This is a genomic window from Streptomyces sp. NPDC085932 (assembly GCF_044540525.1).
GTDB lineage: Bacteria > Actinomycetota > Actinomycetes > Streptomycetales > Streptomycetaceae > Streptomyces > Streptomyces levis.
In genome coordinates, this window is record NZ_JBITSJ010000008.1 from 43,544 (window position 1) to 70,399 (window position 26,856).

A 26,856-nucleotide genomic window follows, 5' to 3' on the forward strand; every position below is an offset into this window, starting at 1 on the left:
GGTTCCGGCTGTGCACGTGTCTGGCTGCCTGTTCAAGTACGCCGATCGCTTGCACTATGCCCTGTGGAAGCTGACCCTGAAAGCACCGGGCGCGCATGGCCCGGACCGACACCCGGTGGTGAGCCAGATGGTTCTCGGCAGCGACCTCAAGCGGGGGAACGCGACGGGGGGTCCACGCACGGCGGGACGGGGCACGGCGATCGCTGCCGCCCTGGTCCTGGCCCTCGGCCCGGCCCTGGCGGCCTGCAGCGACGACGACGGCGGAGGCAGCGGGTCCACGCCCCCCACACCCACAGTGGAGCGGACCACCAGCGCCCCGGCCACGGCGCCGGCCGACCGGGCCGCGGCGGAAGCGGAGATCAAGCAGAACTGGCAGACGTTCTTCGACCCGAAGACCTCGACGCAGGACAAGCAGGCCGTCCTGGAGAACGGCGACCGGATGGGTCCCGTGCTGCGGGCCTTCAGCGGTGACGAGCGCGGCGGGCAGGTCCAGGCGCGGGTCACCAAGGTCGAGTTCACCTCGGCGACCGAGGCGACCGTGACGTACACGCTCACCCTGAAGGGCGCCACCGCCCTGCCGGATGCCTCCGGCACGGCCGTCGAGCAGCAGGGCACCTGGAAGGTGTCCGTCAAGACCCTGTGCTCGCTGGTCCAGATGAGCGGCAATGGGTCGCCCGTCCCGGGCTGCTGAGGCGATCGCCGCGGTACTGCTGCTCGCGCTGAGCGCGGCCTGCGGCAGCCGCCTCCCGGAGAGCGACTTCACGCGCGACGACCGCACGTCCGTGCCGTCCCGCGAGGCCGCGCCCCTGAAGGTCGGCATCATCACCAGCGCCACCAGCCCGGTCGGCGGCAGCGCCTTCACCGGGCCGCGCGACGGGGCCAAGGCCTACTTCGACCGGCTCAACGCGCGCGGCGGCATCGACGGGCGCCGGGTCGAGGTGCGCCTGTGCGACGACGGCGGCAGCGGCGTCGGCAACAGCGAGTGCGTCGACAAGCTCGTCGAGCAGGAGAAGGTCGTCGCCCTGGTCGCCACCACCGCCCTCGACTACGCGGGCGCCTCCCGCGTCTCCCGTGCGCGGGTGCCCGACATCGGCGGCCAGCCCATCGGCGCCGCCTACGACACCCACCCCCACCTCTACGGCATCTACGGCAGTCTCGCGCCCCGCGACGGCACCCCGGGCTGGGGCGGCGAGCTGTACGGCGGCACCGAGGTCTACCGCTACTTCAAGCGCGAGCACGGCGCCCGTACCGCCGCCGTCGTCTCCTACAACCAGGCCGCCTCCGCCGCGTACGCCCGGCTCGTCGAGCGGGGCCTGCGCGCCGAGGGCTACCGGGTCGTCACCGAGCAGGTCGACTTCGCCCTGCCCAACTTCCGCGCCGCCGCGGCCGATCTGAAGGAACAGGGCGCCGACCTGGTGTTCGACGCCATCGACGGACACGGCAACGCCCGCCTGTGCCAGGCCATGGACGAGGTCGGCGCCCGCGTCACCGCCAAGGTGACCAACGTGCAGAACTGGACGTCCACCGTCCCCGACGCCTACGAGGACGCCCCGCGCTGCCGCAACGCCCTCTGGGCGACCGGCGCCAGCCGCAACTTCGAGGACACCGGCCACCCGGCCGTACGGGAGTTCCGCGAAGCGACGAAGGACCTCAAGACGCACGGGCAGTGGCAGCTGGAGGGGTGGGCGGCCGCGCGCTGGTTCACCGACGCCGCGCGGTCCTGCGCGAAGACCGGCATCACACGCGCGTGCCTCGACGCCTGGACGGACCGCAGCCGGGGCTACACCGCCGGCGGGCTGCTGCTCCCCGTCGACTTCGCCCGGCTGCCCGACCCGCCGCGAACCAGGGACACCTGCCTGTCGGTGGCCCGCTGGCGGGACGGCAAGGGCTGGGTCGCCCAGGGCGACATGAACCGCACCTGCTTCACCGTCCCGCAGCTGGCCTACACGCCTTGAGGACAGTGGCTGTCCGCAAGGCCTGGCAGACTCGCCCCATGTTGGAGACCTCGGCACGCCTGCTGCGCCTGCTGTCCCTGCTCCAGGCCCACCGCGAGTGGTCCGGCGCCGACCTGGCCGGCCGGCTCGGCGTCAGCGCCCGCACCCTGCGCCGGGACGTCGACCGGCTGCGCGAGCTCGGCTACCCGGTCAACGCGAGCCCCGGCACCGGCGGCGGCTACCAGCTCGGCGCCGGCGCCCAGCTGCCGCCGCTGCTCCTCGACGACGACGAGGCCGTCGCCGTGGCGGTCGGGCTGCGCACCGCCGCCGGACAGGGCATCGAGGGCATCGGCGAGACCTCGGTACGGGCCCTGGCCAAGCTGGAGCAGGTGCTGCCCGACCGGCTGCGCCGCCGCGTGGGCGCCCTCAACGCCGTCACCGTGCCCATGCTCCGCGGCTCGCTGCCCTCCTCCGTCGACCCGGCCGTGCTGACCGAACTCGCCCACCTGTGCCGGGACGCCGAACGGCTCCGCTTCGCGTACCGGGGCCACGACGGCACCGAGTCGCGCCGCAGCGTCGAACCGCACCGGCTGGTGTGCACCGAACGCCGCTGGTACCTGGTCGCCTGGGACCTCGACCGGGAGGACTGGCGCACCTTCCGCGTCGACCGCATCACCCCCAAGCCCCCGCACGGCCCGCGCTTCGTCCCCCGCGACCCGCCCGCCGAGGACCTGGCCGCCTACGTCTCCCAGGGCGTCTCCACGCGGGTGTACGCCACCCACGCCGTCGTCCGGGTGCTGGCGCCCCTGGAGGAGGCCGCCGCGCACATCTCGCCCTCCGCCGGAGTGCTGGAGGCCGAGGGCCCGGACACCTGCCTGCTGCGCTGCGGGGCCGGCAGCCTCGACGTGATGGTCATCCACGTCGTCATGCTGGGCTTCGAGTTCGAGGTGGTGGAGCCGGCCGAGCTGGTCGACGCGGTCAGGAGGACTCGTGACCGGCTTGATGGCGCTCTGGCTCGGGCTGCGCAGTCACCGCCGCGTACTGCGGATGGTGCAGGTCGAAGGCCGGCGACTCCGAGCGGATCCGGGGCAGCGTCGTGAAGTTGTGCCGCGGCGGCGGGCAGGAGGTCGCCCACTCCAGGGAACGGCCGAAGCCCCAGGGGTCGTCGACCTCGACCCGCTCGCCGTACCTGGCCGTCTTCCAGACGTTGTAGAGGAACGGCAGCGTCGACGCGCCGAGCAGGAACGCGCCGATCGTCGACACCGTGTTGAGCGCCGTGAAGCCGTCCGCCGCGAGGTAGTCGGCGTACCGGCGGGGCATGCCCTCGGCGCCCAGCCAGTGCTGCACCAGGAACGTGGTGTGGAAGCCGACGAACAGCGTCCAGAAGTGGATCTTGCCGAGCCGCTCGTCGAGCAGCTTCCCGGTGAACTTGGGCCACCAGAAGTAGAAGCCGGCGAAGATCGCGAAGACGACCGTGCCGAAGACGACGTAGTGGAAGTGCGCGACCACGAAGTACGTGTCCGTCACGTGGAAGTCCAGCGGCGGCGACGCCAGGATCACCCCGGTCAGCCCGCCGAACAGGAACGTCACCAGGAAGCCCGTCGCCCACAGCATCGGCGTCTCGAACGACAGCGAGCCCTTCAGCATGGTGCCGGTCCAGTTGAAGATCTTCACGCCCGTCGGCACCGCGATGAGGAAGCTCATGAAGGAGAAGAAGGGCAGCAGCACCGCACCGGTGGCGAACATGTGGTGCGCCCACACGATCATCGACAGCCCGGTGATCGCCATCGTCGCCCCGACCAGGGTCAGATAACCGAACAGCGGCTTGCGGCTGAAGACCGGGATGATCTCCGTGATGATGCCGAAGAACGGCAGCGCGATGATGTACACCTCTGGATGGCCGAAGAACCAGAACAGGTGCTGCCACAGGATCGCCCCGCCGTTGGCCGCGTCGAACACCTGCGAGCCGAACCGCCGGTCCGCCTCCAGCACCAGCAGCGCCGCCGCCAGCACCGGGAACGCCATCAGGATCAGGATCGACGTGAACAGCGTGTTCCAGGTGAAGATCGGCATCCGGAACATCGTCATGCCCGGGGCGCGCATCCCGATGATCGTGGTGATGAAGTTGACCGCGCCGAGGATCGTGCCGAAGCCCGACAGGGCCAGCCCCATGATCCACAGATCGGCGCCGATGCCCGGCGTGCGCTCCGCGCTGTTGAGCGGGGCGTAGGCGGTCCAGCCGAAGTCCGCCGGCCCGGAGGGCACCAGCAGGGAGCCGAGCACGATCAGCCCGCCGAACAGGAACAGCCAGTACGAGAACATGTTCAGCCGCGGGAAGGCGACGTCGGGCGCGCCGATCTGCAACGGCATCAGCTCGTTCGCGAAGCCCGCGAAGGTGGGGGTGGCGAACAGCAGCAGCATGATCGTGCCGTGCATGGTGAACAGCTGGTTGAACTGCTGGTTGTCGATGACCTGAAGCCCGGGTCGGGCCAGTTCGGCCCGCATCAGCAGCGCCATCACACCGGCAACCAGGAAGAACCCGAACGCGGTGATCAGGTAGAGGTGGCCGATCTTCTTGTGGTCCGTGGTCGTGAGCCAGTCGACCACCACCCGGCCGTGCCGTGTCCGCTGCTCGGGCGGCACCGTCGCCTGTACGGTCTGCGTCCCCATCGCTCGCTCGCCCCTTCGCTCCTCGCGTGCCGGGCCCGCCACAGCCCGCGCCTCACGTACCCGCGAGCTCAGGCCATGATGCTCGCGTCACCGCACGCCCGGACAGGGGGCGTACCGGCCTCTTCCGGGCCGGAGCCCTGCATTTCCCGTGCGGCGCCTGCCCGGTCCGGCCGGTCCGGCGCCGGAATGGAAGCGGGCGCCGGGAGCCCTTCTACGGGCCCTTTCCGCCGGTCTTTTCCAGGAGTTCACAGAACGCGCGGGAATTGCGATCGAATGCCTGCGGAAGGCCTAGGGAACCGCTCGTCCGTGTGACCGGCACGGCCCGAAACGCCTGTCGTGATCTTGTGACACAAGCGTGACCGGGAGCGGACAGTGACCACCGGTGCGGGCCCGCACTTCCGTGCCCGGCGGGCAGGACATAGCGTGGCGGCATGGCACCGACACCTTCCGCGGAACCCGACGACAGCCCGGACGCCTACGTCGGCCTGGAGGCCGGCCGGGCCGAACGCCTCGCGCGCGAGCGCGGCTGGCCCACGGTGCGTTCGCTGCCGCCGGGGGCGATCATCACCATGGAGTACCGGTTGGGCCGGCTGAACTTCGAGGTCAAGGGCGGCCGGGTCGCCCGGGCCTGGAAGGGCTGAGACCCGGCGAAGGCCCCGGTTCCGCGCGGAACCGGGGCCTTCGTGCTGCCGGCCGGGTGCGTACCGGGTGCGTACCGGGCCGTGCCCAGCCGCCTGTCAGGGGCGGGCCGAGGAGGCGGAGCCGCGTGGATGCCGCTCCGGATGGGGCGGACGGCGGCTGCCGGCCGGGGTGGTCGGGGTGCGTTCCGAGCGGGCCGTGTGCGGGCCCGGCGCCAGATAGACCGGAGCGCGGGCGGAGCGGGCGGGGACGTCGTCCAGGTCGACGGGCAGCGGCGTGACCACCACGGGCGGCGCGCTGACCGGGGCGGCCGCGGCCCGGCCGCGGCGGTCCCGCCAGCGGTCGCGCAGAGCGAAGATCCGGGCCTCGGAACGGGCGATCAGCGGCTCGAACCAGGGCAGGGCCAGCAGGATCAACAGGCCGGCGGCCCAGCCGAGCAGGACATCGCTCAGCCAGTGCGTACCGAGGTAGACGGTGGCCATGCCGACGCCGAGCGAGGTCACGGCGGACACGGCGGACAGCCAGCGGCGCGCTCTCGGGGTGGAGGCCATGTAGGCCAGGATTCCCCAGGTCACCACGGCGTTGGCGGTGTGACCGCTCGGAAATATATCGCCGCCGCGCCACATCTCGTTCGAGCCGATCACGGTCGCGTAGTGCGGGCCCAGGCGGCCCATGCCGTACTTCGCCGCGCCGACCGTGACGTTGAGGAGCAGCAGCGAGACGCCGAGGGCGAGCAACGGGCGCAGGGTGTGCTGCCGCCAGGAGCGCCAGCCCAGCCAGGCCGCGACCATCACGGCGGTCGGGCCGCGCTGGCCGAGCACGACGTAGTAGTCGACGAACCAGTGGATCTCCGACCACTGCTGGTACGGCCGGAAGAACATCACCTGCCAGTCGAGCCGCACCAGCCAGGACGTGATCACCACGGCCCACACGATGGCGCCGTAGAAGGCGAGCGTCGCCGCGAGGAGCACGATGCGGTGTCTGCTCATCTTCGGCACATCGATGTGGGCCGGTCGTTCCGGCTCACGGTCCAGCCGGGCGAACACCCGGTCCAGACGGGTGAGCTTCGGTTCGGTACGCACCCAATCGACGTTACAGCGAGTGAGCTCGGATCCCGGGCGAATCAACGGCTTTGTGATGACGATGTGATGTGGGATTCCTCTCAGGAGCAGGTTTATTTCCAGCGAATCCACAATCGCCGGGCGCTGCGGCCTTCAATTCCTTTGATCATTCCGGAGGCGGGTTTTATTGCGCTTTTGAATTCGTTCACCGGAGGATGGCACGGAATTCTCCCGGCGCTCACAGCCGGTCAGGGCGGACCGGAGCCGTTCAGCCAGAACGCCCCGTACGCCGAGGAGACCACGGCGACGACTCCCAGCACCCACGCCGACCTGCGCGTACGCCCCTTCGCCAGGGCCAGTGCGAGCGGCAGCAGAAGGGGGAAGGCGGGCATCAGCAGGCGCGGTTTCGAGCCGAAGTAGCTCGACGCGCACAGGGCGAGCGCGGTGACGACGCCGCTGTAGACCAGCAACGGAAGCGGCTGCCGCTGACGTACTCCGATCCCGTACAGCCAGACGACTGACGCGACCCCGGCGATCAGCCCCGCGCCGGCGAGCGCCGAGGGGAACGACGTGAACTTCTCGGCGACGAACCGGGCGAAGGCGTAACCGCCGTCGAACCCGTTGCGCCAGCCCGCCTGTACGTCGAGATAGCCGAGCGGGCCCCGGCCCGTGCGGTGACCGACCCAGAGCACGTAACCGGCGGTCCCGAGGGGGGCGAGGGCCATGCCGAGAACGCGCCGGGCCCGGGAGGCGGCCGGGTCCGGGCCCTGGGGCATCCCGTACGTGGGCCGTTCTCGTTCGACCGTGCCCGCACGCCGCTCCGTGAGGAAGGAAGCGAGCGCCGCGGCCCATACCGCCGCGACCACCGCCATCCCCACCGGCCGGGTCAGCCCGGCCGCCAGGGCCAGCGTGCCCGCCGTCACCCAGCGGCCGGTCAGCACCGCGTACAGCGACCACGCCGCGAGCGCGGTGAACAGCGACTCGCTGTACGCCATCGACTGCACGATCCCGACCGGCAGCACGGCCCACAGCAGCACCGCGCACACCCCCGCCCGGCGGCCGTACACCCGGTCCGCGACCGCGAAGATGCCCCAGGCCGCGGTGAGTGAGGCCAGCAGGCTGACGAGGAACCCGCCGTCGGCGTACGACAACGGCGACACCGCCGCCACCAGCCGCTCCAGCCACGGCAGCAACGGGAAGAACGCCAGGTTCGAATGGACGTCCCCGTTGGCCAGGCGCACCTCGTAGCCGTACCCCGACTCGGCGACGCGGACGTACCAGAGCGCGTCCCAGCGGGCCGTCAGAAGGGTGTACGCGCTCTTGTCCCGCGCCGCGCTCCACACGAACAGGACGAGCAGGCCCAGGGCGCGGACGGCCGCGTACCCGAGGAGCGCCGGAGCCGCCCGTCGCAGCGCCCCGGCGCGGGACGGGGCCGCGCGCGTCTCAAGAACGGTCACGGGCCCGATTATCGGCCGGAGCGGGAACCGGCCGGTCGGCCGGGGCGTGCTCGACGGAGAGGGCAGTGGCGTACGCCACATCGTTCCGCCGGACGTGTGAGAGGTCCGCCACTAGGCACCGGCGCGGACTCGCGTACGCTGACGTGTCACTCGCTTTTCGTTTGCGCGGGCCGGAGACCACCGCTCCTCTCCGGCCGAGTCGCGGGGGCGTCCCCCACCCCGTGAGCCCGCCGATCGCGAGGAACATCTTGGAGGTACGTACATGTCCGGGACGACCACGGCCGCCGCTGCGCTGCGCCGTCGGGCGGCCGGGGCCGGTGCCAACCGCTGGGTGGTTCTGGTCGTCCTCTGCGTCAGCCTGCTGCTGGTCGCCGTCGACGCCACCGTGCTGCACGTGGCCGTCCCCGCCGTCACCGAGGACCTCAGGCCCGGCGGGATCGAGCTGCTCTGGATCGTCGACGTCTACCCACTGGTCTGCGCCTCGCTGCTGATCCTCTTCGGCACGCTGGGCGACCGTGTCGGGCGCCGGCGGATCCTGCTCCTCGGCTACACGCTGTTCGGCGTCGCGTCCGGTCTCGCCGCGCTGGCCGACAGCGCCCAGGTGCTGATCGTGGCGCGGGCGCTGCTCGGCGTCGGCGGCGCGATGATCATGCCCGCCACACTGTCGATCCTGCGGCAGGTCTTCCCCGACCGGCGCGAACGGGCGCTCGCCATCGGTGTCTGGAGCGCGGTGGCGGCGGTCGGCGCGGCGGTCGGGCCGCTGCTCGGCGGCTTCCTGCTGGAGCACTTCTGGTGGGGCTCGGTCTTCCTCGTCAACATCCCGTTGATGCTGGTCAGCCTCCCGGTGGGCCGTCTGCTGCTGCCCGAGTCGAAGGGCGAGCGCGACGGGCCCTGGGACGTGGTCGGCGCGCTGATGGCGGCGGCCGGTCTGTTCGGCGTCGTCCTGGGCGTGAAGCGGCTCGGCAGCGGGGAGTCGGTGGGGAGCCTGGCGACCGTGCTGCCGCTGGTCGTGGGCGCGGGGCTGCTGACCGGCTTCGTACGGCGGCAGCGGCGGCGGACGCATCCGCTGGTCGACCTGCGGATGTTCACGCGGCCGGCGTTCAGCACCTCCGTCGGCTGCATCGTGCTGGCCATGCTCGCGCTGGTGGGGCTTGAGCTGATCGCGGCGCAGTACCTGCAGCTCGTGCTCGGGCTGTCGCCGCTGGAGACGGGGCTGCGGCTGCTGCCGCTGACGTTCGCGGCGATGGCGGCCGGGCTGGCCGGGGCGCGGATGCTGCGGCGGTTCGGGCCGCGGCGGATGGTGTGCGCCGGGTTCTGTCTGACGGCGTTCGCGGTGGTGCTGCTCACGGGGCTGGGGCGGACGGACCAGTGCGCGCTGATGCTGGGCGGGTTCGTGCTGCTGGGCTTCGGGCTGGAGACGACGCTGTTCGGGGCGTACGAGTCGATGCTGAGTGAGGCGCCGCCGGAGCAGGCCGGTGGGGCGGCGGCGATCGGGGAGACGTCGTACCAGCTCGGGGCGGGGATCGGGATCGCCCTGCTGGGCACGGTGATGAACGCGGCGTACGCGCCGGGGCTGTCGGGCGTGCCGGGTGTGCCGGAGTCGGCGTCGGCGGCGGCGGGGCATTCGCTGGGGGAGGCGTACGAGGTCGCCGCGCAGCTGGGTGGGGCGGCCGGACTCGCCCTGCGGCATGCCGCGCGGGACGCGTTCGTGCACGGGCTGCACGTGACGTTGCTGGTGAGTGCGGGGTTGTTGCTGCTGGGGGCGGCGATGGCGTTGCGGTTGCCGCGGGTCATGCAGTGTGAGGCGGGGCCGGTGGAGGTGCCCGCGCCCCGGGAGTCGACGGAGTCGCGCGTCTCGGTGTGAGGACCTTCGTCCTCCAGGCGCCGCCGGTGACTGCCGGCTTTGTGGTTGAGGTCGCCCGTGGGGGTCGCCCGCCATCGGCGGCTCGCGGTCACAGCCTTCGCCCACCCGCGCGTCGCCGTGGCTGTCGTCGAGAGGCCCGGGTCGACCGTGGGGGTTGCTCGGCGTCGGCGGCTGGTGGGTACGGGTGGTGCGCGGGTGGGGGAAGGCCGTAGTTTCTTGGCTAGCGGTGCTAGTTAAAGAGTCTCGGAGGGATTCGATCATGTCCGGTTCGTCCAAGCTGCCTCCCTTCGATCCCGCCGATCCCCTCGGGCTGGACGACCTGCTGGAGCCGGAGGACCTCGGGATCAGGGACACCGTGCGGTCCTGGGCCGCGGACCGGGTGCTGCCGTACGTCGCCGAGTGGTACGAGACGGGGGAGCTGCCGGGGATCAGGGAGTTGGCCAGGGAACTCGGCGGTATCGGTGCCCTCGGCATGTCCCTGGAGGGGTACGGCTGCGCCGGGGCGAGCGCCGTGCAGTACGGCCTGGCCTGCCTGGAGCTGGAGGCCGCCGACTCCGGCATCCGCTCCCTCGTCTCCGTCCAGGGCTCCCTCGCCATGTACGCCATCCACCGCTTCGGCAGCGAGGAGCAGAAGCGGCACTGGCTGCCCCGCATGGCCGCCGGCGAGGTCATCGGCTGCTTCGGTCTCACCGAGCCCGACCACGGCTCCGACCCCGCCTCGATGCGCACCTACGCCAAGCGCGACGGCACGGACTGGATCCTCAACGGCCGCAAGATGTGGATCACCAACGGCTCGGTGGCCGGCGTGGCCGTCGTGTGGGCGCAGACCGAGGACGGGATCCGCGGGTTCGCCGTCCCCACCGACAGCCGCGGCTTCTCCGCGCCGGAGATCAAGCACAAGTGGTCCCTGCGCGCCTCCGTCACCAGCGAGCTGGTCATGGACGACGTACGGCTGCCCGCCGACGCCGTCCTGCCGGAGGTCACCGGCCTGCGCGGACCGCTCAGCTGTCTGTCCCACGCCCGGTACGGGATCGTCTGGGGCGCCATGGGCGCGGCGCGCAGCTGCTTCGAGGCCGCGGTCGACTACGCGAAGTCACGGGAGCAGTTCGGGCGGCCCATCGGCGGCTTCCAGCTCACCCAGGCCAAACTCGCCGACATGGCGGTGGAACTGCACAAGGGGATTCTGCTCGCCCACCATCTGGGGCGGCGGATGGATGCCGGGCGCCTGCGTCCCGAGCAGGTCAGTTTCGGCAAGCTCAACAACGTGCGCGAGGCGATCGAGATCTGCCGCACGGCCCGGACGATCCTCGGGGCCAACGGGATCTCCCTGGAATACCCCGTCATGCGGCACGCGACGAACCTGGAGTCGGTGCTCACCTACGAGGGCACCGTCGAGATGCACCAGCTCGTCCTGGGCAAGGCGCTCACCGGACTCGACGCCTTCCGGTAGACCCGGTCCGGTAACCCTGCACGGGGGCAGGGCCGGTGAGCGGCCCTGCCCTAGCTCTGGTTGAAGAAGCCGTCCGCGCGGTGCGCGGCCGGGTCGCCGTTCACGATCTCCGTGTGGGCGGGGGTCAGCAGGAACACCCGGGTCGACACCCGCTCGATCGAACCGCGCAGGCCGAAGATGAGTCCGGCCGCGAAGTCGACCACGCGCTTGGCGTCGGCGGCTTCCATGGCCGTGAGGTTCATGATGACGGGCACACCCTCGCGGAACAGCTCGCCGATGGCGCGGGCGTCCCGGAAGCTGTCCGGGGTCACCGTGCCGATGCGGCGGCCCTTCTCCTCGGCGACGTCCGAGGCCACCTTGACGCGCGGATCGGTGACCCAGGCCTCCCCGGGCTCGGTCCCGTCGGAGTAGTCGTCGTCGTAGTAACGCTCGTCTTCGTTGTCGTCGACGAGGCCAAGCCAGGCACTTGCCTTGCGTACCGATCCCATGGACGCCTCCTCTCACAGCGGTCTTTCTGCTTTCCGCATCCCTATGGTCGTCCATGATGCGGATGGCGCGCCAAGTGGATAGACGCCGCGCGGGGGGTTTGTGACGGTACTGGTGCACAGCGAATCCGTCGAGAGTCCGTGTGTCCCAAGGGTCGTTTCCCAAACGGCTGCTGACTGTGAGTGAAATATGATTCTTCTCGGCGTCCGGGTGACGGCCGGGGCGTACGGGTGAATGCGCGGGGCCGATACGATGCGGCAGCTCAGCGTCGCAACGAAGCTCGGGGGAGCGCCGTGTTCGGAATCGTCAGGCCCTGCAGACACCATCTCGGGGAGAAGCTCACCGGTCAGTGGATGGCGCATTTGTGCGGACTGTGTCTCGCGCTGCGCGGAGATCACGGGCAGTTCGCCCGCCTCGTGACGAACTATGACGGGCTTCTCATATCGGTTTTGACGGAGGCTCAGACCGAGCTGCCCGGGGCCGGACGGCGCACGGCCGGGCCGTGCCCGCTGCGCGGGATGCGCACCGCCTCCGTCGCGCACGGCGAGGGCGCGCGGCTCGCCGCGGCCGTCTCGCTGGTGCTGGCCTCCGCCAAGGTGCGCGACCACGTCGTCGACGGTGACGGGCTGCTGGCCCGCGCGCCGGTCGCACGCGCCGCGCGCCGGGTCGCCGCCGGCTGGGACCGCGCCGGGGCGCGCACCGGCTCCGCCGTGGGGTTCGACACGGCCGTCCTGGTCGACGCGGTGGACCGGCAGGGCGGCATCGAGGCACTCGCCGGGCCCGGGACACCGCTGCTGACGGTCACCGAGCCGACCGAGACCGCGACGGCCGCCGCCTTCGCGCACACGGCCGTCCTCGCCGGCCGGCCGCTCAATGCCGGACCGCTCGCCGAGGCCGGCCGTCTCTTCGGGCGCCTGGCGCATCTCCTGGACGCCGTGGAGGACCTGCACGCTGACGCCGCGTCAGGCGCCTGGAACCCGATCGCCGCGACGGGCACGCCGCTTCCCGAGGTCCGGCGGCTCGCCGAGGACGCGCTCCACGGGGTGCGGCTGGCGCTGCGTGACGTCGAGTTCGCCGACGCCGAGCTCGTGCACCTGCTGCTCGTGCACGAACTGCGGCGTTCGGTGGACCGGGCGTTCGGCACGGTGCCGGTGTGCGCCTCGCACCGGGGCGGTGGGCCGTACGGACAGCAGCCGCCGCAAGGACCTCACGGACAGCAGGGGCCCTATGGACAGCAGGGCCCGTACGGGCAGCAGGGGGCGTACGGCTCCCCGCAGCATCCGTACGCGGGGGGCGGCGGCAACCCGTACGCCGGCGGGGGAGGGGCGTACGGCGGCGGTGGTGGTTTCGGCGGGGGCGGATTCGGTGAGGGCGCGCCGGCGTCCCGGCCGCCGCGGCGCGGGTTCTGGGCCGGCTGCGGGATGTTCTGGCTGCTGTGCTGCACCTGCAAGCTGTGCTGTGCCAAGGAGTACGAGGGGCCGTGGTCCCGGAAGAAGCGCGAGGGCTGCTGCCGGGACTGCGACTGCGACGGGTGCGACTGCTGCTGCCCCTGCGACGGCTGAACCGTCCCGTATGGCAGGGTCGCCCGTATGACGACGGACGCATCCGAGGACTGGCGGCGGTGGCACGAGCGGCGCGTCGCGACGGTGTCGGCCCCCTACGGGCCGCTCGCCCTCGTCGGCACGCACTGGATTCCCGACTATCCGGACGGTCGACTTCCGGACATCCCGGGGGTGTGGCACACCGGCGATGACGGGGTCGTGCTGATCGCCGCCGAAACGGACGGTCTCACGGTGGACGAACAGCCGTTCAGCGGCGAGGTGCGGCTCACGGCCGACCCGGGACCGGCCGGCCGGGCGCGCGTGGCGCACGGCGAGCGGCGGCTGGTTGTGCTGGTGCGCGAGGGGGTGTGGGGCGTGCGGGACTACGATCCCGAGTCCCCCGCGCGCCGGGCGTTCCGCGGTCTGCGCGTCACGCCGTACGACCCGCGCTGGGCGGTGCCGGGGCGCTTCACGCCCTACGGCAGCGGCGACCGTACCGTTCGGGTGCCGAACGCCGACGGGCGGGAGCGGGGGCTCGGGCTCGCCGGGGAGCTGTCCTTCGAGCTGGACGGCCGGGAGCTGAGCCTTCAGGTGACGGTCCAGCAGGACGGCTCGCTCTGGGCGGTGTTCGCCGATGCCACCAGCGGCGACGGCAGTTATCGCTTCCGGTTCCTCAAGCCCGGCGCACCGGACGCCGAGGGGCGCACGACGGTCGATTTCAACCGGGCGCTGCTGCCGCCGTGCGCCTTCGCCGACCACTTCGTCTGCCCCTTCCCGCCGCCGGGGAACACCCTGGATGTCCCAATTGCCGCGGGGGAGCGCACACTCGGGTGACGGGTGGGTTCCGAGGGGCTGAACGCAAAGATCGTTCAAAGGTTGACGGCCGAAAGGCACCCTTGCGCCGACCGGCCGTTCGGCCGAATACTCCCCCTCAGCGCTTGTCAGGGACACGGTGTGTTCGGAATCCGGACAGCCGGTCCCGGACTGCGCCTCACGGGCCCACAACCCCACGAGGGCCCCCGACTTCCTTTGTGGAGGAACGAAAAGTGAGGATCAAGCGCACCACCCCCCGCGGCATGTCGAGACGGACCCGGCTGATCGCCGTTTCCACCGGCCTCGTCGCCGCTGCCGCGATCGCGATCCCCAGCGCGAACGCGTCCGACACCCCCAGCACCTTCAGCGCCGCCGAGCTCAAGAGCGCCAGCGGCTCCATACTGAAGGCCGACATCCCGGGCACCGCCTGGGCCGTCGACAGCAAGACCAACCGCGTGCTCGTCACGGTCGACAGCACGGTCAGCCAGGCCGAGATCGCGAAGATCAAGCAGCAGGCCGGCGGCAACGCCGACGCGCTCACGATCAAGCGCACGCCCGGCAAGTTCAACAAGCTGATCCAGGGCGGCGACGCCATCTACGCGAGCAGCTGGCGCTGCTCCCTCGGCTTCAACGTCCAGAACAGCAGCGGTCAGCAGTTCTTCCTGACCGCCGGCCACTGCACGGACGGCGCGGGTACCTGGTACTCCAACTCCGGCCGCACCACGGTCATCGGCTCGACGACCGGCTCCAGCTTCCCGGGCAACGACTACGGCATCGTCCGCTACAGCGGCTCCGTCAGCCGGCCCGGCACCGCCAACGGCGTGGACATCACGCGCGCGGCCACGCCGAGTGTGGGCACCACCGTCATCCGCGACGGTTCCACGACCGGTACGCACAGCGGCCGGGTCACCGCCCTCAACGCCACCGTCAACTACGGCGGCGGCGACGTCGTCTCCGGCCTGATCCAGACCACGGTCTGCGCCGAGCCCGGTGACTCCGGCGGTCCGCTCTACGGCAGCAACGGCACCGCGTACGGTCTGACCTCCGGCGGCAGCGGCAACTGCTCCTCCGGCGGTACGACGTTCTTCCAGCCGGTCACCGAGGCCCTGAGCGCCTACGGCGTCAGCGTCTACTAGGCCGGTTCGGCTCGCAGTCCGCAGCATCCTGGGCCCCCGTGCGCTTCGGCGTGCGGGGGCTTTTTCTACCCTGAGGCAGGGGCGAAATCCAGCCAGGTGTAGACCTCACAGAGTGTGCACATATTACTCACGCGTAATGTTTGCAGTGGGGACGGGAGTTGATTGCGTCTGGTTTGACCATGGACGGTCCACGTGAGGGGGCGTGCGAAGCGCTGTCTACGCGCGTCTCGAACTCACCCTTGTGTGCTCCCCGTTGCCCTCGGAATAGTGGGCGCTCGTCAACGAGGCCTTCCGGTCCGACGAGGTCCCCACAACCTCCCGGGCCGACCCCCCACAGGAGGACAGAAGTTGAAGCACCGACGCATACCCAGGCGGCGTGCAGCCGTGGCCGGTGCGGGCATCGCCGCACTCGTCGCCGCGGGAGTGACGTTCCAGACCGCGAACGCCAGTGAGACCCCTGAGGCGTCCGCACCCCGCGCCCTGTCCCTCGCGGCGGCCGGAAAGCTCGCCTCGACGCTGGCGGAGGACCTGGGCGCCGACTCGGCCGGGACGTACTACGACACCAAGAGCAGGACGCTCGTGGTGAACGTGCTCGACGAGGCCGCCGCGCAGACGGTCGAGAAGGCCGGCGCCGAGGCGAGAGTCGTGGCGAACTCCCTCGCCGAGCTCAAGAGCGCCCGCAGCACGCTGAAGCAGGACGCGACGATCCCCGGTACCTCCTGGGTGACCGACCCGACGACGAACAAGGTCGTGGTGACCGCCGACCGCACGGTCTCCGAGGCCGAGTGGGCGACGCTGACGAAGGTCGTCGACGGGCTCGGGGCGAAGGCCGAACTGAAGCGGACGCGGGGCGAGTACAAGCCCTTCGTCGCCGGCGGCGACGCGATCACCGGGGGCAGCGGCCGCTGCTCGCTGGGCTTCAACGTGGTCAAGGGCGGCGAGCCGTTCTTCCTGACCGCGGGGCACTGCACCGAGGGCATCTCCACGTGGTCCGACTCCAGCGGCAACGAGATCGGGACCAACGCGGACTCCAGCTTCCCTGGCAACGACTACGGGCTGGTGAAGTACACCGCGGACGTGGCGCACCCGAGCGAGGTGAACCTCTACGACGGGTCCACCCAGAAGATCTCCGGTGCCGCGGAGGCGACCGTCGGCATGCAGGTCACGCGGAGCGGGTCGACCACGCAGGTGCACGAGGGGAAGGTCACGGGGCTGGACGCCACCGTGAACTACGGCAACGGCGACATCGTGAACGGGCTGATCCAGACCGACGTGTGCGCGGAGCCGGGGGACAGCGGCGGGTCGCTGTTCTCGGGTGACAAGGCGATCGGACTCACGTCCGGCGGCAGCGGCGACTGCACCTCCGGCGGGGAGACGTTCTTCCAGCCGGTGACCGAGGCGCTGTCGGCCACGGGAACGCAGATCGGCTGATCGTGCGTCGGTGAGCCCCGCCCCCCTGTCGTGGGGGCGGGGCTTTCGTGCGTGGGTACGGGCCGGTCTGTGTCATGTCCTGCGGCGCGTCGCCGCTGCCATCGTGACGGCCGTGCCGATCGCCGCCCAGGCCGCCAGGACCAGGAGCGGGCCGGTCATCGCGTTGTGGTCGAAGTACGCGATCGAGCGGGCCGACCAGGTGCCGGCGCCCGGGGGCAGGGCCGGGCCGATCGCCTTCCAGAACGGTGGGAGGAGGGGCGGGGGCAGGGCGCCGCCCGCGCTCGGGTTGCCGAGGACGACCACCAGCAGGATGACCAGGCCGATGCCGATCGTGCCGAACAGGCCCTGCAGGGCCAGGGTGGCCGCTCCCACAGCGAAGATGATCAAGGCGCCCAGGCCCCAGAGGGCGGCCGTGCCGCCGGGGAGGGCGTCGAGGACCGGGCCCGCGATGAGGGCGCCGCCGAGCCCGCCGACGATCGCGATCAGGGCCGTCACCCCCAGGCGGATGGCGGCGCGGGCGGGGTTGGAGGGCTTGGCCCCGGCGCTGACGGCCAGGGCCGCGGCGCCCAGGTAGCCGCCCACGCACCAGCCGATCACCAGGTAGAAGGACGACAGGCCGTTGGGGTCGTGAGCGGCGGACGGGATCACGTCGACGGTGCGCAGGGTGCGTCGCTCGGACTTCTCCAGGTTCGTGACGAGGGTCGTCAGCGTGGTGGACAGGACCCGGCCGCCGCCGGAGGCGACCAGGAGCGTGTCGGTGGTGCCGGACGGGTCGACGATCAGCGCGGCGTCGATGTCGCGGTCGCGGATCTGCTCCCGGGCCGTCGCCTCGTCCGGCAGGGTGCGGGGGTCCAGGGGCGAGCCGGGGAGCCGCTCCAGGCGGGTCGTCGTCTGCTGGGCCGCCGCCCCGGGGGCCACCACGCCGAAGGGCACGTCCCTGGGTCTCGGGTCGTGCAGCGCCCCCACGTAGGAGGCGATGAAGAGCAGCTGGAGCGCGACCACGCCGAGGATGAGCAGGGTGGCCCGGGGGGTGACGGCGTCGGTCACCTCGGCGCGGAACGAGCGGTGGGACATTCCTCCACGGTCGGGGGCGGCCGGGTGTTTCCGCAGGTGGGGCGGGGCCGAACGGATGTCGCACATACATTCGAGGATGGGGGTATGGTGGGGGTGAGGTAGCTGGGAACAGATGTTCGAGAGCGGGTTGCTCACGAGTGCGGGAGGTGCGTGTGCCGGGGTTCACGCATCTGCACACCGTCTCCGGATTCTCGTTGCGTCATGGAGCCTCGCACCCGGAGCGGCTGGCCGAACGTGCCTCCGAGCGGGGCATGGAAGCCCTGGCCCTCACCGACCGCGACACGGTCGCCGGTGCCGTCCGGTTCGCCAAGGCCTGTGCCGGGCACGGCGTCCGTCCGCTGTTCGGGGCGGACCTGGCGGTCGGTCCCGGGGCCGGGGCCGGGAAGCAAGAGCGCCGCCGGACCCCGGTGCGCGGAGGCGCCTTCGTCGACGAGTCGGCTCCCCGCGCGGTCTTCCTCGCCCGGGACGGTGCCCGGGGGTGGGCCGCGCTGTGCCGGCTCGTCTCGGCGGCGCACGAGGGGGAGGGGGCGACGCCCCTGCTGCCCTGGGAGCGCAACCGGGGCGAGGGGCTGACCGTGCTGCTCGGGCCCGGCTCCGACGTCGGGCGTGCCCTGGCCGCGGGACGCCCCGACCGGGCGGCCCGGCTGCTGGCCCCCTGGCGGGAGGTCTACGGCGACGACCTGCGGCTGGAGGCCGTCTGGCACGGCCGGAACGGGACCGGCCCCGGATCGCTGCGGCTGGCCGCCCGTACCGTCGGCTTCGCCGCCGAGCAGGGCGTCCGGCCGGTGCTCACCAACGCCGTGCGGTACGCCGACCCCGGCATGGGGCCGGTCGCCGACGTCCTGGACGCCGCACGGCGCCTGGTGCCCATCGACCCCACCAAAGGGCTGGACTCCGGTGAGGCCTGGCTCAAGGACCCGGGGGCCATGGCACACGCCGCCGAGCGGATCGTGGAGGCCGCCGGGTTCCGGCGGGAGCTCGCGCACCGGCTGCTGGAGCAGACCGCGGACACCGCCGCCGCGTGCCGGGTCGACCCCGAGGACGACCTCGGGATCGGCACCGTCCGCTTCCCCGAGCCGCACCTGGTCGGCGCCGGGCGCCGCACCGCCCAGCGGGCCCTGGCCTCACGGGCGGCGGCGGGCATGGTGCTGCGCGGGTACGAGCGGCGGCGGGAGTACTGGGAGCGGATGCACCACGAGCTGGACATCATCGCCCACCACGGGTTCGCCTCCTACTTCCTCACCGTCGCCCAAGTGGTCGACGACGTCCGGGAGATGGGCATCCGGGTGGCCGCCCGGGGGTCCGGGGCCGGATCGCTCGTCAACCACCTGCTCGGCATCGCGCACGCCGACCCGATCGAGCACCGGCTGCTGATGGAGCGGTTCCTGTCCAAGGAGCGAGTCGTGCTGCCCGACATCGACATCGACGTGGAGTCCGCGCGCCGGCTGGAGGTGTACCGCAGGATCATCGACCGGTTCGGCGCCGAGCGGGTCGCGACGGTCGCGATGCCGGAGACGTACCGCGTGCGGCACGCGATCCGGGACGTGGGGGCCGCCCTGTCCATGGACCCGGCCGAGATCGACCGGGTCGCCAAGTCCTTTCCGCACATCCGTGCACGGGACGCCCGGGCCGCGCTGGAGGAACTGCCCGAGCTGCGCGCGCTGGCGGGGGAGAAGGAGAGGTACGGCAGGCTGTGGGAGCTGGTCGAGGCGCTGGACGCCCTGCCGCGCGGGGTCGCCATGCACCCGTGCGGGGTGCTGCTGTCGGACGCCTCCCTGCTCGCGCGTACCCCGGTCGTGCCGACCAGCGGTGAGGGCTTCCCGATGTCGCAGTTCGACAAGGACGACGTCGAGGACCTCGGGCTGCTGAAGCTGGACGTGCTGGGCGTGCGGATGCAGTCGGCCATGGCACACGCGGTCCGGGAGGTGGAGCGGGCCTCGGGGGAGAAGGTCGACCTGGACGCCCTGCCCGCGGGGGACGAGGAGACCTACCGGCTGATCCGGTCCACCGAGACGCTCGGCTGCTTCCAGATCGAGTCGCCCGGGCAGCGGGACCTGGTCGGGCGGCTCCAGCCGGGCACCTTCCACGACCTGGTCGTCGACATCTCGCTGTTCCGGCCCGGGCCGGTCGCCGCCGACATGGTGCGGCCGTTCATCGAGGCGCGGCACGGGCGGGCGCCCATCCGCTATCCGCACCCGGATCTGGAGGGGCCGCTGAAGGAGACGTACGGGGTCGTCGTCTTCCACGAGCAGATCATCGACATCGTCGACATCATGACCGGCTGCGGGCGCGGCGAGGCCGACCGGGTGCGGCGCGGGCTGTCCGACGCCGAGTCGCAGGGGCGGATCAAGGTGTGGTTCGCCCAGCACGCGGCGGCGAACGGCTATGACGCAGAAACGATTCAGCGGACCTGGGAGATCGTCGAGGCCTTCGGGTCGTACGGCTTCTGCAAGGCGCACGCGGTCGCCTTCGCCGTGCCGACGTACCAGTCGGCGTGGCTGAAGGCGCATCACCCGGCCGCCTTCTACGCGGGCCTGCTCACGCACGACCCCGGGATGTACCCGAAGCGGCTGCTGCTGGCGGACGCGCGGCGGCGCGGGGTGCCCGTGCTGCCGCTGGACGTGAACAGGTCGAGGGCCGCACACCGTATCGAACTGGTGTCCGGTAAGTGGGGTCTGCGGCTGGCGCTCTCCGATGTGCACGGCATCAGCGAGGCCGAGGCGGCGCGGATCGCCGAAGGGCAGCCGTACGCCTCGCTGGTCGACTTCTGGGAGCGGGGCCGGCCCAGCCGTCCGCTGGCCCAGCGGCTCGCACAGGTGGGCGCGCTGGACGCGTTCGGCGCCAACCGCCGGGACCTGCAACTGCACCTGACCGAGCTGCACCGGGGCGCGCGGGGCGGTGGCGGTGGCCAGCTGCCGTTGGCCGGCGGGCGCAAGACGGCCCCGGCCGGACTGCCCGACCTCACCTCCGCGGAGCGGCTCAGCGCTGAGCTCGGGGTGCTGTCCATGGACGCCTCGCGCCATCTGATGGACGACCACCGGCCGTTCCTCGACGAGCTGGGCGTGGTGTCGGCCCGCCGGCTGCGCGAGGTCCGGCACGGGGAGACGGTGCTGGTCGCGGGCGCCAAGGCGGCCACCCAGACGCCGCCGATCCGGTCCGGCAGGCGGGTCATCTTCTCCACCCTGGACGACGGCACGGGCCTGGTCGACCTCGCCTTCTTCGACGACTCCCACGACGCCTGCGCCCACACCGTCTTCCACTCCTGGCTGCTGCTGGTGCGCGGGGTGGTGCAGCGCCGCGGCCCGCGCAGCTTCAGCGTGGTCGGCTCCGCCGTGTGGAACCTCGCGGACCTGCTCGACGTGCGCCGGGAGGAAGGTCTTGAGGGGGTCGCGGCCCGGCTGGCCGGGACCGGGGATCCCGGCGGCGCCGGAGAGCCCGGTGACGACGGCGACGGCGAGGGCGCGGCCCGCCGGCGGCTCGCCGGGTCGGAGGGCGCGCCCGCGCCGGCGGGTTCCGCGGCCGTGGACGCGATGGAACGGCGGAAGATCCGCATGGCCACGGGGTACGAGATGCACCCCTGGGCCGATCTGCGCCCCGCGGGTGAAGGACCCGCGGTCGGAAGGAAGTTGTGGCACCAGAGTCCGGGGAGTGCGGGATGACCATCCTCTGCGTACGTTTCCAGCTGCCTCCGACGAGCGAGGCCGACCTGCCCAGGCTGCTCGGGATGCTGGAGGAGTTCACCCCCGTCGTCCAGGCCCTGCCACCGGACGGGGCGCTGGCCGACCTGCGGGGCGCCGAGCGGTACTTCGGGCGGGACGCCGTCGAACTGGCCTCGGTGATCCGGGTGCGCGCGCTCGCCCTGTACGGCGTGGACTGCGTGATCGGCGCGGGGCCCGGGCCGATGCTGGCCCGGATCGCGCTGCGCCACGCCGTGCCCGGGGTGACGTGCGCGGTGCCCGCGGAGCCGGACGCCGTCGCCGAGTTCCTCGCGGACCAGCCCGTCGCCGCGCTGCCCGGCGTGGGCGCCGCGACCTCGCGCACCCTGACCGACTACGGCCTCGACACCCTCGGCCGGGTCGCCGCCGCGCCGCTGTCCACGCTCCAGCGGCTGATCGGCGCGAAGGCGGGCCGGGAGCTGCGCGAGAAGGCGAGCGGCGTCGACCGCGGCCGGGTGGTGCCGAACGCCGTCTCCCGGTCCCTGGCCGCCGAACGCCCCTTCGGGCGGGACGAACTGGACCCGGACCGGCACCGCCGGGCACTGCTGTCGGCCGCCGAGGAGATCGGTGCCCGGCTGCGCGCCCTGGAGAAGGTCTGCCGCACACTCACCCTGACCGTGCGCTACGCCGACCGCAGCGCCACCACCCGCAGCCGCACCCTGCCCGAACCGACCGCGCACTCCCCGGCCCTGACCAGGACCGCGTACGGCATGTACGAGGCGCTCGGGCTGCAGCGGGCCCGGGTCCGGGCGGTCGTCCTGCGCGCCGAGGGGCTCGACCCCGCGGACCAGGCCTCCCACCAGCTGACCTTCGACCCGGTGGACGAGAAGGTCCGCCGCATCGAGGAGGTCGCGGACCGCGCGCGGGCGAAGTTCGGGCCGCGGGCGGTGATGCCCGGGGGGTTGGGCGGCCTGGCGGCCTAGATCCTTCCCCCTGAGGTCAGTTGGCCCACGGCGGTGCGATGCGGGTGCCGTCGGCCAGCCGTGCCTCCAGGCCGATCGAGGTGGTGACCCAGGAGTACGCCGTCCGGTCGGTGGGGTTCTCGACGGTCAGGGTGGCACCGGGGTTGACGATCACGGTGTCGCCCGCCGTGATGCGCTCGGTGCGGCCGTCCAGGGTGATGAGCAGCTCGCCGTCGAGCAGATGGAAGATCTCCTCCCGGTCGACGGTGTGCGCCGGTGCCCTGAGGCCGGCGGGGATCTCCCCGCGCCAGGCGCACAGCTCCTTGCTGCCGCTGCGGGGTGTGGCGTGGGAGACGAAGCGGGCGCCGTGGATCTCGTGGGTGACGGCCTCGGACGAACGGACGACGGGCATGGCGGCCTCCGGGTACGGGAGCGATGATGGTCAATCTACTTGACTATATGGTCAAGCAGCTTGACCATCCCGTCAAGGGTGTTTCAATGCGTGGGTGCAGAACTCCGAGGCCATGGCCCTGTCCGCCGCCCTGCTGGCCGCCGCCGGCGGGCTCACGCACCGCATCCACGAGGGCGTCGTCGCGCGCGGCTTCGAAGGGCTGCGGCCCGCGCACGGCTTCGCCTTCGCCCGGCTGGCCCCCGACGGCGCGACGGTCACGGATCTGGCCGTCCACCTCGGGGTGACCAAGCAGGCGGCGAGCCAGCTCGTCGACGAGATGGTCCGCAAGGGATACGCCGAGCGGCGGCCGCACCCCGGGGACGCCCGGGCGCGGCTGATCGTGCTGACCGGGCGCGGGTGGGAGTGCACCCGGGCGGCGGAGGAGGCGGCCGCGGAGGCCGTGCGGGAGTGGGAGGACGTGCTCGGGGAGCCCGTGTTGCGGACCCTGCGCGAGCAGTTGCCGCGCATCGCGCCCCGTGGGCCCGTGCGGCCCACCTGGTGAAGGCGGGCCGTGCGGAGCCGGCTGCCACCACGAGTTTTTGCTGACGCGTAACTTCCCAGTTTGACTACTCGCCCGTAACTTGACGAGTGAACAGCATCCCGTGATCCGGATCACAGGGCGTCGTGCCGTCGCACCTCCCTTGAGCCGCAAGGAGATCACCCGATGCTGCCCTGGAAACGAGTGCTCAGACCCCTGGCCGCGCTGCTGCTGACCGCCGCGGCCGTCACCGTCCCCGCCACCACCGCCCAGGCCTCCGGCGCTTCGAGCTCCGGCTGGAACGACTACTCCTGCAAGCCCTCCGCCGCCCATCCCCGCCCCGTCGTCCTGGTCCACGGCACCCTCGGGAACTCCGTCGACAACTGGCTGGGCCTCGCCCCCTACCTCAAGGTCCGCGGCTACTGCGTCTTCTCCCTCGACTACGGGCAGCTGGAGGGCGTCCCCTTCTTCCACGGGCTCGGACCCGTCGAGAAGTCCGCCGCGCAGCTGAGGGACTTCGTCGACCGGGTGCTCGCCGCGACCGGCGCCGCCGAGACCGACCTCGTCGGCCACTCGCAGGGCGGCATGATGCCCCGCTGGTACCTGCGGTTCCTCGGCGGGGCCGCCAAGGTGAACGCCCTCGTCGGTATCGCGCCCAGCAACCACGGCACGGACCTGAACGGCTTCACGCACCTGCTGCCCTACTTCCCGGGCGCCGCCGACCTGCTGTCCAGGAACGCGCCCGCCCTCGCCGACCAGGTCGCCGGCTCCGACTTCCTGACGAAGCTCAACGCCGGCGGCGACACCGTCCCCGGCGTGCGCTACACCGTCATCGCCACCAAGTACGACGAGGTCGTCACACCGTGGCGCAGTCAGTATTTGAGCGGGCCGGGCGTGCGCAACGTCCTGCTCCAGGACCTGTGCCCGCTGGACCTGTCCGAGCACGTGGCCGTCGGGCTGTTCGACCGGATCGCCTTCCACGAGGTGGCCAACGCCCTCGACCCGGGCCGCGCCACGCCCACCACCTGTGCTTCGGCATTCGAGTGACACGTGTCAGGGAAACGTTTCGGGGCCTGTCCGGCCTGAGCCGCCGGACAGGCCCCGAGCCCTGAGGTCAGCGGCCGTGGCGGCCGCCGCTCACCGCCCGGCGCCGGGCCGACAGGAACAGGGCCGACGCGCCCAGCGCCAGCGCGGCCGCGCCGCCGATCGCGACGAACGGGGTGCTGCCGTCACCGCCCGTCTCGGCGAGGCCGGCGGTGGCACCCGCGGCCTTCGGCTCGTTGGGAGCGGCGGCGGCCTCCGGCTCGTCCGCGGTGGTGTCCCGCGGGGCCGCGGCGGGCTCCGCCGAGGTGCTGGGGTCGTCGTCGCCGTGCCCGCCGTGCTCGATCGTCGACTTGTCGTTGCCCTGCTCGATCTGCTCCTCCGTGGGGGCGGAGGCCGACGGAGCCGGAGCGGCGCCGCCGCCGGCGGACTCACCGTCACCGGCCGACGCACCGTCACCGGCCGACGCACCGTCACCGGCCGACGCACCGTCACCGGCCGACGCGCCGCCCCCGCCGCCGAAGCTGACGTCCGAGCAGGAGTAGAACGCCTCAGGGCTGTCCGAGCGCTGCCAGACCGCGTACAGCACGTGCTTGCCGGACCGCTCGGGCAGGCTGCCGGAGAAGGTGTAGAAGCCGCCCGTGGCCACCGGGTCGGTGGACGTCGCCACCGGGTTCTGCAGGTCGAGGTCGCCCCAGGCGAGCGACTTGGCCGGGTCGTGGCCGGGCTTGGTGATGTACACCTTGAAGGTGCCCTTGTGCGGGGCCGTCACGCGGTACCTGAAGGTGTGCGGTCCGCTCTTGACGGTGGTCGCGGGCCAGTCGGCGCGGGCCAGGTCCAGCCCCTTGAACTGCTCGTTGTTCGCGCTGCACAGCTTGCCGTCCGGAATCAGCTGCTGGTGGCGTCCGCCCGCGTCGCCGATGCGGATGCCGTTCCAGTCGTAGAGGGCCTGGGTGCCGCCCGCCGCCACCGCCGCCTTGCAGGCGGCCGACTTCGGGCTCTCGGGGCCCTCGGCGTAGCACTGCGAGACCCGGCTGACCGGGTCGCCCATCGAACCGTGCGCGGCCACCGGGCCTGCGGACAGCGCGGTGAGGGCGAGCGGGAGGGCGCCGAGGGTGGCGACGCTGGCTGCCGTGCGGCGTGCGGGCATGCGGGAACTCCTCGAAACGGTGCGTGGATCTGGGCCGGGCCCGAACGGGCCGAATCCCGTGGGGTGATCCGAAGCTAGGCCCCGAGGAGCGGGAAATCGCCTGCTGAGGGCGGGTGGAGGAGATCCTTATGGTCGCGTTAAGGGAGTGCTCAGACTGGCATCAGGTAGATACCGTCACGGCATGACCGACGAGGAGATCCGGCCGGCCGGCGCCGCCGACGTACCGGCCGTCGCGGAGGTGATCGACGCGGCCTTCCGCCCCTACATCGAGCGCATCGGCCAAGTGCCGCAGCCCATGCGGGAGGACCACGCGGCGAACGTGGCCGCGGGCCGGGTCTTCGTGACCGGGGATCCGGTGCTCGGTCTGGTGGTCGTCGAGGCGTTCGAGGACCACCTCTTCCTCGACACCATCGCCGTCCACCCCGCGGCGCACGGCAGGGGAGTGGGGCGGCGGCTGCTGCGCTTCGTGGACGCACGCGCGCGTGCCCTGGGCCTGCCCGAGGTCAGGCTCTGTACGAACGCGCTGATGTGGGAGAACCAGGAGATCTATCCGAAGTACGGCTACCGGCCGGTGGAGCGCCGCGTCGACGGTCCCTACGACCGGATCCACTACCGCAAGCGACTGCTCTGACACGTCTCACGGGCGCGCCGGGCGGTCAGCCGTCCGGCCACCAGGTGCGCGCGATGTCCTTGCGGACCTCCGGGCGCCCGGCGGGGCGCTCGTCGGCCTCCTCGCGGATCCGGCGGACGTCCGTCTTCTTCAGGGGCTTCTGCACGGTCGTACGGCGCATGGCTGCCTCCTTCAGGTTCTACCGGGTTCCGCGTTCTCACGGAGGTAGACCTTTCGGGGGAGAGTTCCTCATCGCTCCTGGTCTGTCTGTGGCCGCAGTCACGAATCGAGTGTCAGTGGCGGGTGTCACCCTTGGGCCCGTGACGAACGACAGTGACGCCATGACCTCGGCGGACACCGGCGGCGCCGTGGACTGGGACGCGCAGGCCGCGGTCTTCGACGAGCAGCCGGACCACGGGCTGCGCGACCCCGAGGTGCGCCGCGCCTGGGCGGATCGGCTGCGCGGCTGGCTGCCCGGGCGGGCGGGCGACGTCCTCGACCTCGGCTGCGGCACCGGCAGCCTGTCCCTGCTCGCCGCCGAGCAGGGACACCGGGTGACGGGCGTGGACCTCTCCCCGGCGATGGTGCGGCTCGCCCGGGAGAAACTGGCCGGCCGTGACGCGGTGTTCCTGGTCGGTGACGCGGCGGCACCGCCGGTCGGTGAGCAGCGCTTCGACGCCGTGCTGGTCCGGCATGTCCTGTGGACCCTGCCCGACCCGGCCCGCGTCCTGCGCCGCTGGTACGGGCTGCTGCGGCCGGGCGGGCGGCTCGTGCTGGTCGAGGGCGTGTGGGGGAGCGCGCACCCCGTGGGCATACCGGCGGAGCGGCTCACCGGTCTGCTCACCCCGATCGCCGGGCAGGTGCGCGTGGAGCGGCTGTCGGACGACGCGCGGCTGTGGGGCGGGGAGGTGACGGACGAGCGGTACGCGGTGGTCGCGCCGGTGCCCTGATC

The 26,856-nt window shown here is 72.2% G+C and carries 23 protein-coding genes and 1 pseudogene; 16 read left to right on the forward strand and 8 right to left on the reverse strand.

Going from position 1 to position 26,856, the window contains the following annotated elements; translation table 11 throughout:
* The first annotated feature begins 127 nt into the window (after positions 1–127).
* From ACIGAQ_RS32890 to ACIGAQ_RS32900, 3 genes are read left to right on the forward strand one after another with little or no spacing between them, the layout of a single operon-like run.
* Positions 128–691, forward strand: coding sequence for a hypothetical protein (locus tag ACIGAQ_RS32890; RefSeq protein WP_311688603.1), 564 nt, complete (start codon positions 128–130; stop codon positions 689–691).
* Positions 666–1,955 carry an ABC transporter substrate-binding protein gene (locus ACIGAQ_RS32895; RefSeq protein WP_399789491.1) on the forward strand — a complete coding sequence of 430 codons (1,290 nt, stop codon included), beginning with the start codon at positions 666–668 and terminating at the stop codon, positions 1,953–1,955. Before ACIGAQ_RS32890 ends, ACIGAQ_RS32895 begins: the two co-directional genes overlap by 26 nt.
* Before the next feature lie 38 nt (positions 1,956–1,993).
* Positions 1,994–3,034 (forward strand): YafY family protein, encoded by a 1,041-nt coding sequence (locus ACIGAQ_RS32900; RefSeq protein WP_311688599.1) that lies wholly within the window; start codon positions 1,994–1,996, stop codon positions 3,032–3,034.
* Positions 3,035–3,077: 43 nt separating this feature from the next.
* Here ACIGAQ_RS32900 and ctaD read toward each other — a convergent pair.
* Positions 3,078–4,604, reverse strand: a pseudogene (gene ctaD, locus ACIGAQ_RS32905) (cytochrome c oxidase subunit I); the annotation flags it as partial.
* 431 nt (positions 4,605–5,035) lie between these two features.
* Between ctaD and ACIGAQ_RS32910 the strand changes: the two are divergent.
* A complete protein-coding gene (locus ACIGAQ_RS32910; protein WP_399789494.1) occupies positions 5,036–5,245 on the forward strand; it encodes an I78 family peptidase inhibitor in 210 nt (69 codons plus the stop codon).
* A 96-nt stretch (positions 5,246–5,341) separates the two neighbouring features.
* Here the strand turns inward: ACIGAQ_RS32910 and ACIGAQ_RS32915 are convergent, their stop codons facing one another.
* Both ACIGAQ_RS32915 and ACIGAQ_RS32920 read right to left on the reverse strand, forming a co-directional pair.
* Complete coding sequence (locus ACIGAQ_RS32915; RefSeq protein ID WP_362278943.1) at positions 5,342–6,325, reverse strand: phosphatase PAP2 family protein; 984 nt, start codon at positions 6,323–6,325, stop codon at positions 5,342–5,344.
* A gap of 227 nt (positions 6,326–6,552) precedes the next feature.
* On the reverse strand, positions 6,553–7,761 hold the full coding sequence (locus tag ACIGAQ_RS32920) for a glycosyltransferase family 39 protein (protein ID WP_399789497.1): 1,209 nt from the start codon (positions 7,759–7,761) through the stop codon (positions 6,553–6,555).
* A gap of 262 nt (positions 7,762–8,023) precedes the next feature.
* Here ACIGAQ_RS32920 and ACIGAQ_RS32925 point away from each other — a divergent pair, with 262 nt between their 5' ends.
* Together ACIGAQ_RS32925 and ACIGAQ_RS32930 are read left to right on the forward strand one after the other, a co-directional pair.
* The gene (locus ACIGAQ_RS32925; RefSeq protein ID WP_399789499.1) at positions 8,024–9,625 is read left to right on the forward strand and encodes an MFS transporter; all 1,602 of its coding nucleotides are present in this window, start codon (positions 8,024–8,026) and stop codon (positions 9,623–9,625) included.
* Positions 9,626–9,884: 259 nt separating this feature from the next.
* Entirely contained in the window at positions 9,885–11,075 is a 1,191-nt protein-coding gene (locus ACIGAQ_RS32930) for an acyl-CoA dehydrogenase family protein (RefSeq protein ID WP_094055437.1), read from the forward strand.
* 50 nt (positions 11,076–11,125) lie between these two features.
* Here the strand turns inward: ACIGAQ_RS32930 and ACIGAQ_RS32935 are convergent, their stop codons facing one another.
* Complete coding sequence (locus ACIGAQ_RS32935) at positions 11,126–11,563, reverse strand: cell division protein SepF (protein ID WP_311688586.1); 438 nt, start codon at positions 11,561–11,563, stop codon at positions 11,126–11,128.
* A 291-nt stretch (positions 11,564–11,854) separates the two neighbouring features.
* Between ACIGAQ_RS32935 and ACIGAQ_RS32940 the strand changes: the two genes are divergently transcribed.
* The 4 genes from ACIGAQ_RS32940 to ACIGAQ_RS32955 all read left to right on the forward strand — a co-directional run bounded on the left by ACIGAQ_RS32940 (position 11,855) and on the right by ACIGAQ_RS32955 (position 16,482).
* A complete protein-coding gene (locus tag ACIGAQ_RS32940) occupies positions 11,855–13,123 on the forward strand; it encodes a DUF5685 family protein (RefSeq protein WP_399789503.1) in 1,269 nt (422 codons plus the stop codon).
* Between the two features lie 27 nt (positions 13,124–13,150).
* On the forward strand, positions 13,151–13,936 hold the full coding sequence (locus tag ACIGAQ_RS32945) for a DUF1684 domain-containing protein (protein WP_399789506.1): 786 nt from the start codon (positions 13,151–13,153) through the stop codon (positions 13,934–13,936).
* A 212-nt stretch (positions 13,937–14,148) separates the two neighbouring features.
* Positions 14,149–15,051 carry a S1 family peptidase gene (locus tag ACIGAQ_RS32950; protein ID WP_311688580.1) on the forward strand — a complete coding sequence of 301 codons (903 nt, stop codon included), beginning with the start codon at positions 14,149–14,151 and terminating at the stop codon, positions 15,049–15,051.
* 348 nt (positions 15,052–15,399) lie between these two features.
* Positions 15,400–16,482: a S1 family peptidase gene (locus ACIGAQ_RS32955; RefSeq protein WP_399789509.1), complete on the forward strand. Its 1,083-nt coding sequence runs from the start codon at positions 15,400–15,402 to the stop codon at positions 16,480–16,482.
* Positions 16,483–16,554: 72 nt separating this feature from the next.
* Here ACIGAQ_RS32955 and ACIGAQ_RS32960 read toward each other — a convergent pair whose 3' ends face one another.
* Positions 16,555–17,556 carry a DUF3533 domain-containing protein gene (locus ACIGAQ_RS32960; protein ID WP_311688576.1) on the reverse strand — a complete coding sequence of 334 codons (1,002 nt, stop codon included), beginning with the start codon at positions 17,554–17,556 and terminating at the stop codon, positions 16,555–16,557.
* Positions 17,557–17,708: 152 nt separating this feature from the next.
* Between ACIGAQ_RS32960 and ACIGAQ_RS32965 the strand changes: the two genes are divergently transcribed.
* Both ACIGAQ_RS32965 and ACIGAQ_RS32970 read left to right on the forward strand, forming a co-directional pair.
* The gene (locus tag ACIGAQ_RS32965; RefSeq protein WP_399789512.1) at positions 17,709–21,215 is read left to right on the forward strand and encodes a DNA polymerase III subunit alpha; all 3,507 of its coding nucleotides are present in this window, start codon (positions 17,709–17,711) and stop codon (positions 21,213–21,215) included.
* Entirely contained in the window at positions 21,212–22,195 is a 984-nt protein-coding gene (locus ACIGAQ_RS32970; protein WP_362278951.1) for a DNA polymerase thumb domain-containing protein, read from the forward strand. The genes ACIGAQ_RS32965 and ACIGAQ_RS32970 overlap by 4 nt, the downstream gene beginning before the upstream one ends.
* Positions 22,196–22,211: 16 nt before the next feature.
* On the opposite strand, the gene ACIGAQ_RS32975 is transcribed toward ACIGAQ_RS32970, so the two are convergent.
* Positions 22,212–22,586: a cupin domain-containing protein gene (locus ACIGAQ_RS32975; protein ID WP_362278952.1), complete on the reverse strand. Its 375-nt coding sequence runs from the start codon at positions 22,584–22,586 to the stop codon at positions 22,212–22,214.
* A 94-nt stretch (positions 22,587–22,680) separates the two neighbouring features.
* Here ACIGAQ_RS32975 and ACIGAQ_RS32980 point away from each other — a divergent pair, with 94 nt between their 5' ends.
* Positions 22,681–23,127, forward strand: a complete 447-nt coding sequence (locus ACIGAQ_RS32980; RefSeq protein ID WP_311683933.1) for a MarR family winged helix-turn-helix transcriptional regulator — start codon at positions 22,681–22,683, stop codon at positions 23,125–23,127.
* 162 nt (positions 23,128–23,289) lie between these two features.
* The gene (locus ACIGAQ_RS32985; protein ID WP_399789517.1) at positions 23,290–24,150 is read left to right on the forward strand and encodes an esterase/lipase family protein; all 861 of its coding nucleotides are present in this window, start codon (positions 23,290–23,292) and stop codon (positions 24,148–24,150) included.
* A gap of 67 nt (positions 24,151–24,217) precedes the next feature.
* Here the strand turns inward: ACIGAQ_RS32985 and ACIGAQ_RS32990 are convergent, their stop codons facing one another.
* Positions 24,218–25,294: a lytic polysaccharide monooxygenase gene (locus ACIGAQ_RS32990; RefSeq protein WP_399789520.1), complete on the reverse strand. Its 1,077-nt coding sequence runs from the start codon at positions 25,292–25,294 to the stop codon at positions 24,218–24,220.
* 181 nt (positions 25,295–25,475) lie between these two features.
* Here ACIGAQ_RS32990 and ACIGAQ_RS32995 point away from each other — a divergent pair, with 181 nt between their 5' ends.
* Positions 25,476–25,925, forward strand: coding sequence for a GNAT family N-acetyltransferase (locus ACIGAQ_RS32995; protein WP_399789523.1), 450 nt, complete (start codon positions 25,476–25,478; stop codon positions 25,923–25,925).
* Between the two features lie 25 nt (positions 25,926–25,950).
* Here the strand turns inward: ACIGAQ_RS32995 and ACIGAQ_RS33000 are convergent, their stop codons facing one another.
* Entirely contained in the window at positions 25,951–26,085 is a 135-nt protein-coding gene (locus ACIGAQ_RS33000; RefSeq protein WP_311683940.1) for a hypothetical protein, read from the reverse strand.
* 160 nt (positions 26,086–26,245) lie between these two features.
* Here ACIGAQ_RS33000 and ACIGAQ_RS33005 point away from each other — a divergent pair, with 160 nt between their 5' ends.
* The gene (locus tag ACIGAQ_RS33005; protein WP_399790115.1) at positions 26,246–26,854 is read left to right on the forward strand and encodes a class I SAM-dependent methyltransferase; all 609 of its coding nucleotides are present in this window, start codon (positions 26,246–26,248) and stop codon (positions 26,852–26,854) included.
* Positions 26,855–26,856: the final 2 nt, after the last annotated feature.

Excerpts from the sequence above, each read along its gene's own strand:
- ACIGAQ_RS32890 (WP_311688603.1), top strand. The coding sequence starts at position 128 with ATGGTTCTCGGCAGCGACCTCAAGCGGGGGAACGCGACGGGGGGTCCA.
- ACIGAQ_RS32895 (WP_399789491.1), top strand. The coding sequence starts at position 666 with ATGGGTCGCCCGTCCCGGGCTGCTGAGGCGATCGCCGCGGTACTGCTG.
- ACIGAQ_RS32900 (WP_311688599.1), top strand. The coding sequence starts at position 1,994 with ATGTTGGAGACCTCGGCACGCCTGCTGCGCCTGCTGTCCCTGCTCCAG.
- ACIGAQ_RS32910 (WP_399789494.1), top strand. The coding sequence starts at position 5,036 with ATGGCACCGACACCTTCCGCGGAACCCGACGACAGCCCGGACGCCTAC.
- ACIGAQ_RS32925 (WP_399789499.1), top strand. The coding sequence starts at position 8,024 with ATGTCCGGGACGACCACGGCCGCCGCTGCGCTGCGCCGTCGGGCGGCC.
- ACIGAQ_RS32930 (WP_094055437.1), top strand. The coding sequence starts at position 9,885 with ATGTCCGGTTCGTCCAAGCTGCCTCCCTTCGATCCCGCCGATCCCCTC.
- ACIGAQ_RS32935 (WP_311688586.1), bottom strand. The coding sequence starts at position 11,563 with ATGGGATCGGTACGCAAGGCAAGTGCCTGGCTTGGCCTCGTCGACGAC.
- ACIGAQ_RS32945 (WP_399789506.1), top strand. The coding sequence starts at position 13,151 with ATGACGACGGACGCATCCGAGGACTGGCGGCGGTGGCACGAGCGGCGC.
- ACIGAQ_RS32960 (WP_311688576.1), bottom strand. The coding sequence starts at position 17,556 with ATGTCCCACCGCTCGTTCCGCGCCGAGGTGACCGACGCCGTCACCCCC.
- ACIGAQ_RS32970 (WP_362278951.1), top strand. The coding sequence starts at position 21,212 with ATGACCATCCTCTGCGTACGTTTCCAGCTGCCTCCGACGAGCGAGGCC.
- ACIGAQ_RS32975 (WP_362278952.1), bottom strand. The coding sequence starts at position 22,586 with ATGCCCGTCGTCCGTTCGTCCGAGGCCGTCACCCACGAGATCCACGGC.
- ACIGAQ_RS32985 (WP_399789517.1), top strand. The coding sequence starts at position 23,290 with ATGCTGCCCTGGAAACGAGTGCTCAGACCCCTGGCCGCGCTGCTGCTG.
- ACIGAQ_RS32990 (WP_399789520.1), bottom strand. The coding sequence starts at position 25,294 with ATGCCCGCACGCCGCACGGCAGCCAGCGTCGCCACCCTCGGCGCCCTC.
- ACIGAQ_RS32995 (WP_399789523.1), top strand. The coding sequence starts at position 25,476 with ATGACCGACGAGGAGATCCGGCCGGCCGGCGCCGCCGACGTACCGGCC.
- ACIGAQ_RS33000 (WP_311683940.1), bottom strand. The coding sequence starts at position 26,085 with ATGCGCCGTACGACCGTGCAGAAGCCCCTGAAGAAGACGGACGTCCGC.
- ACIGAQ_RS33005 (WP_399790115.1), top strand. The coding sequence starts at position 26,246 with ATGACCTCGGCGGACACCGGCGGCGCCGTGGACTGGGACGCGCAGGCC.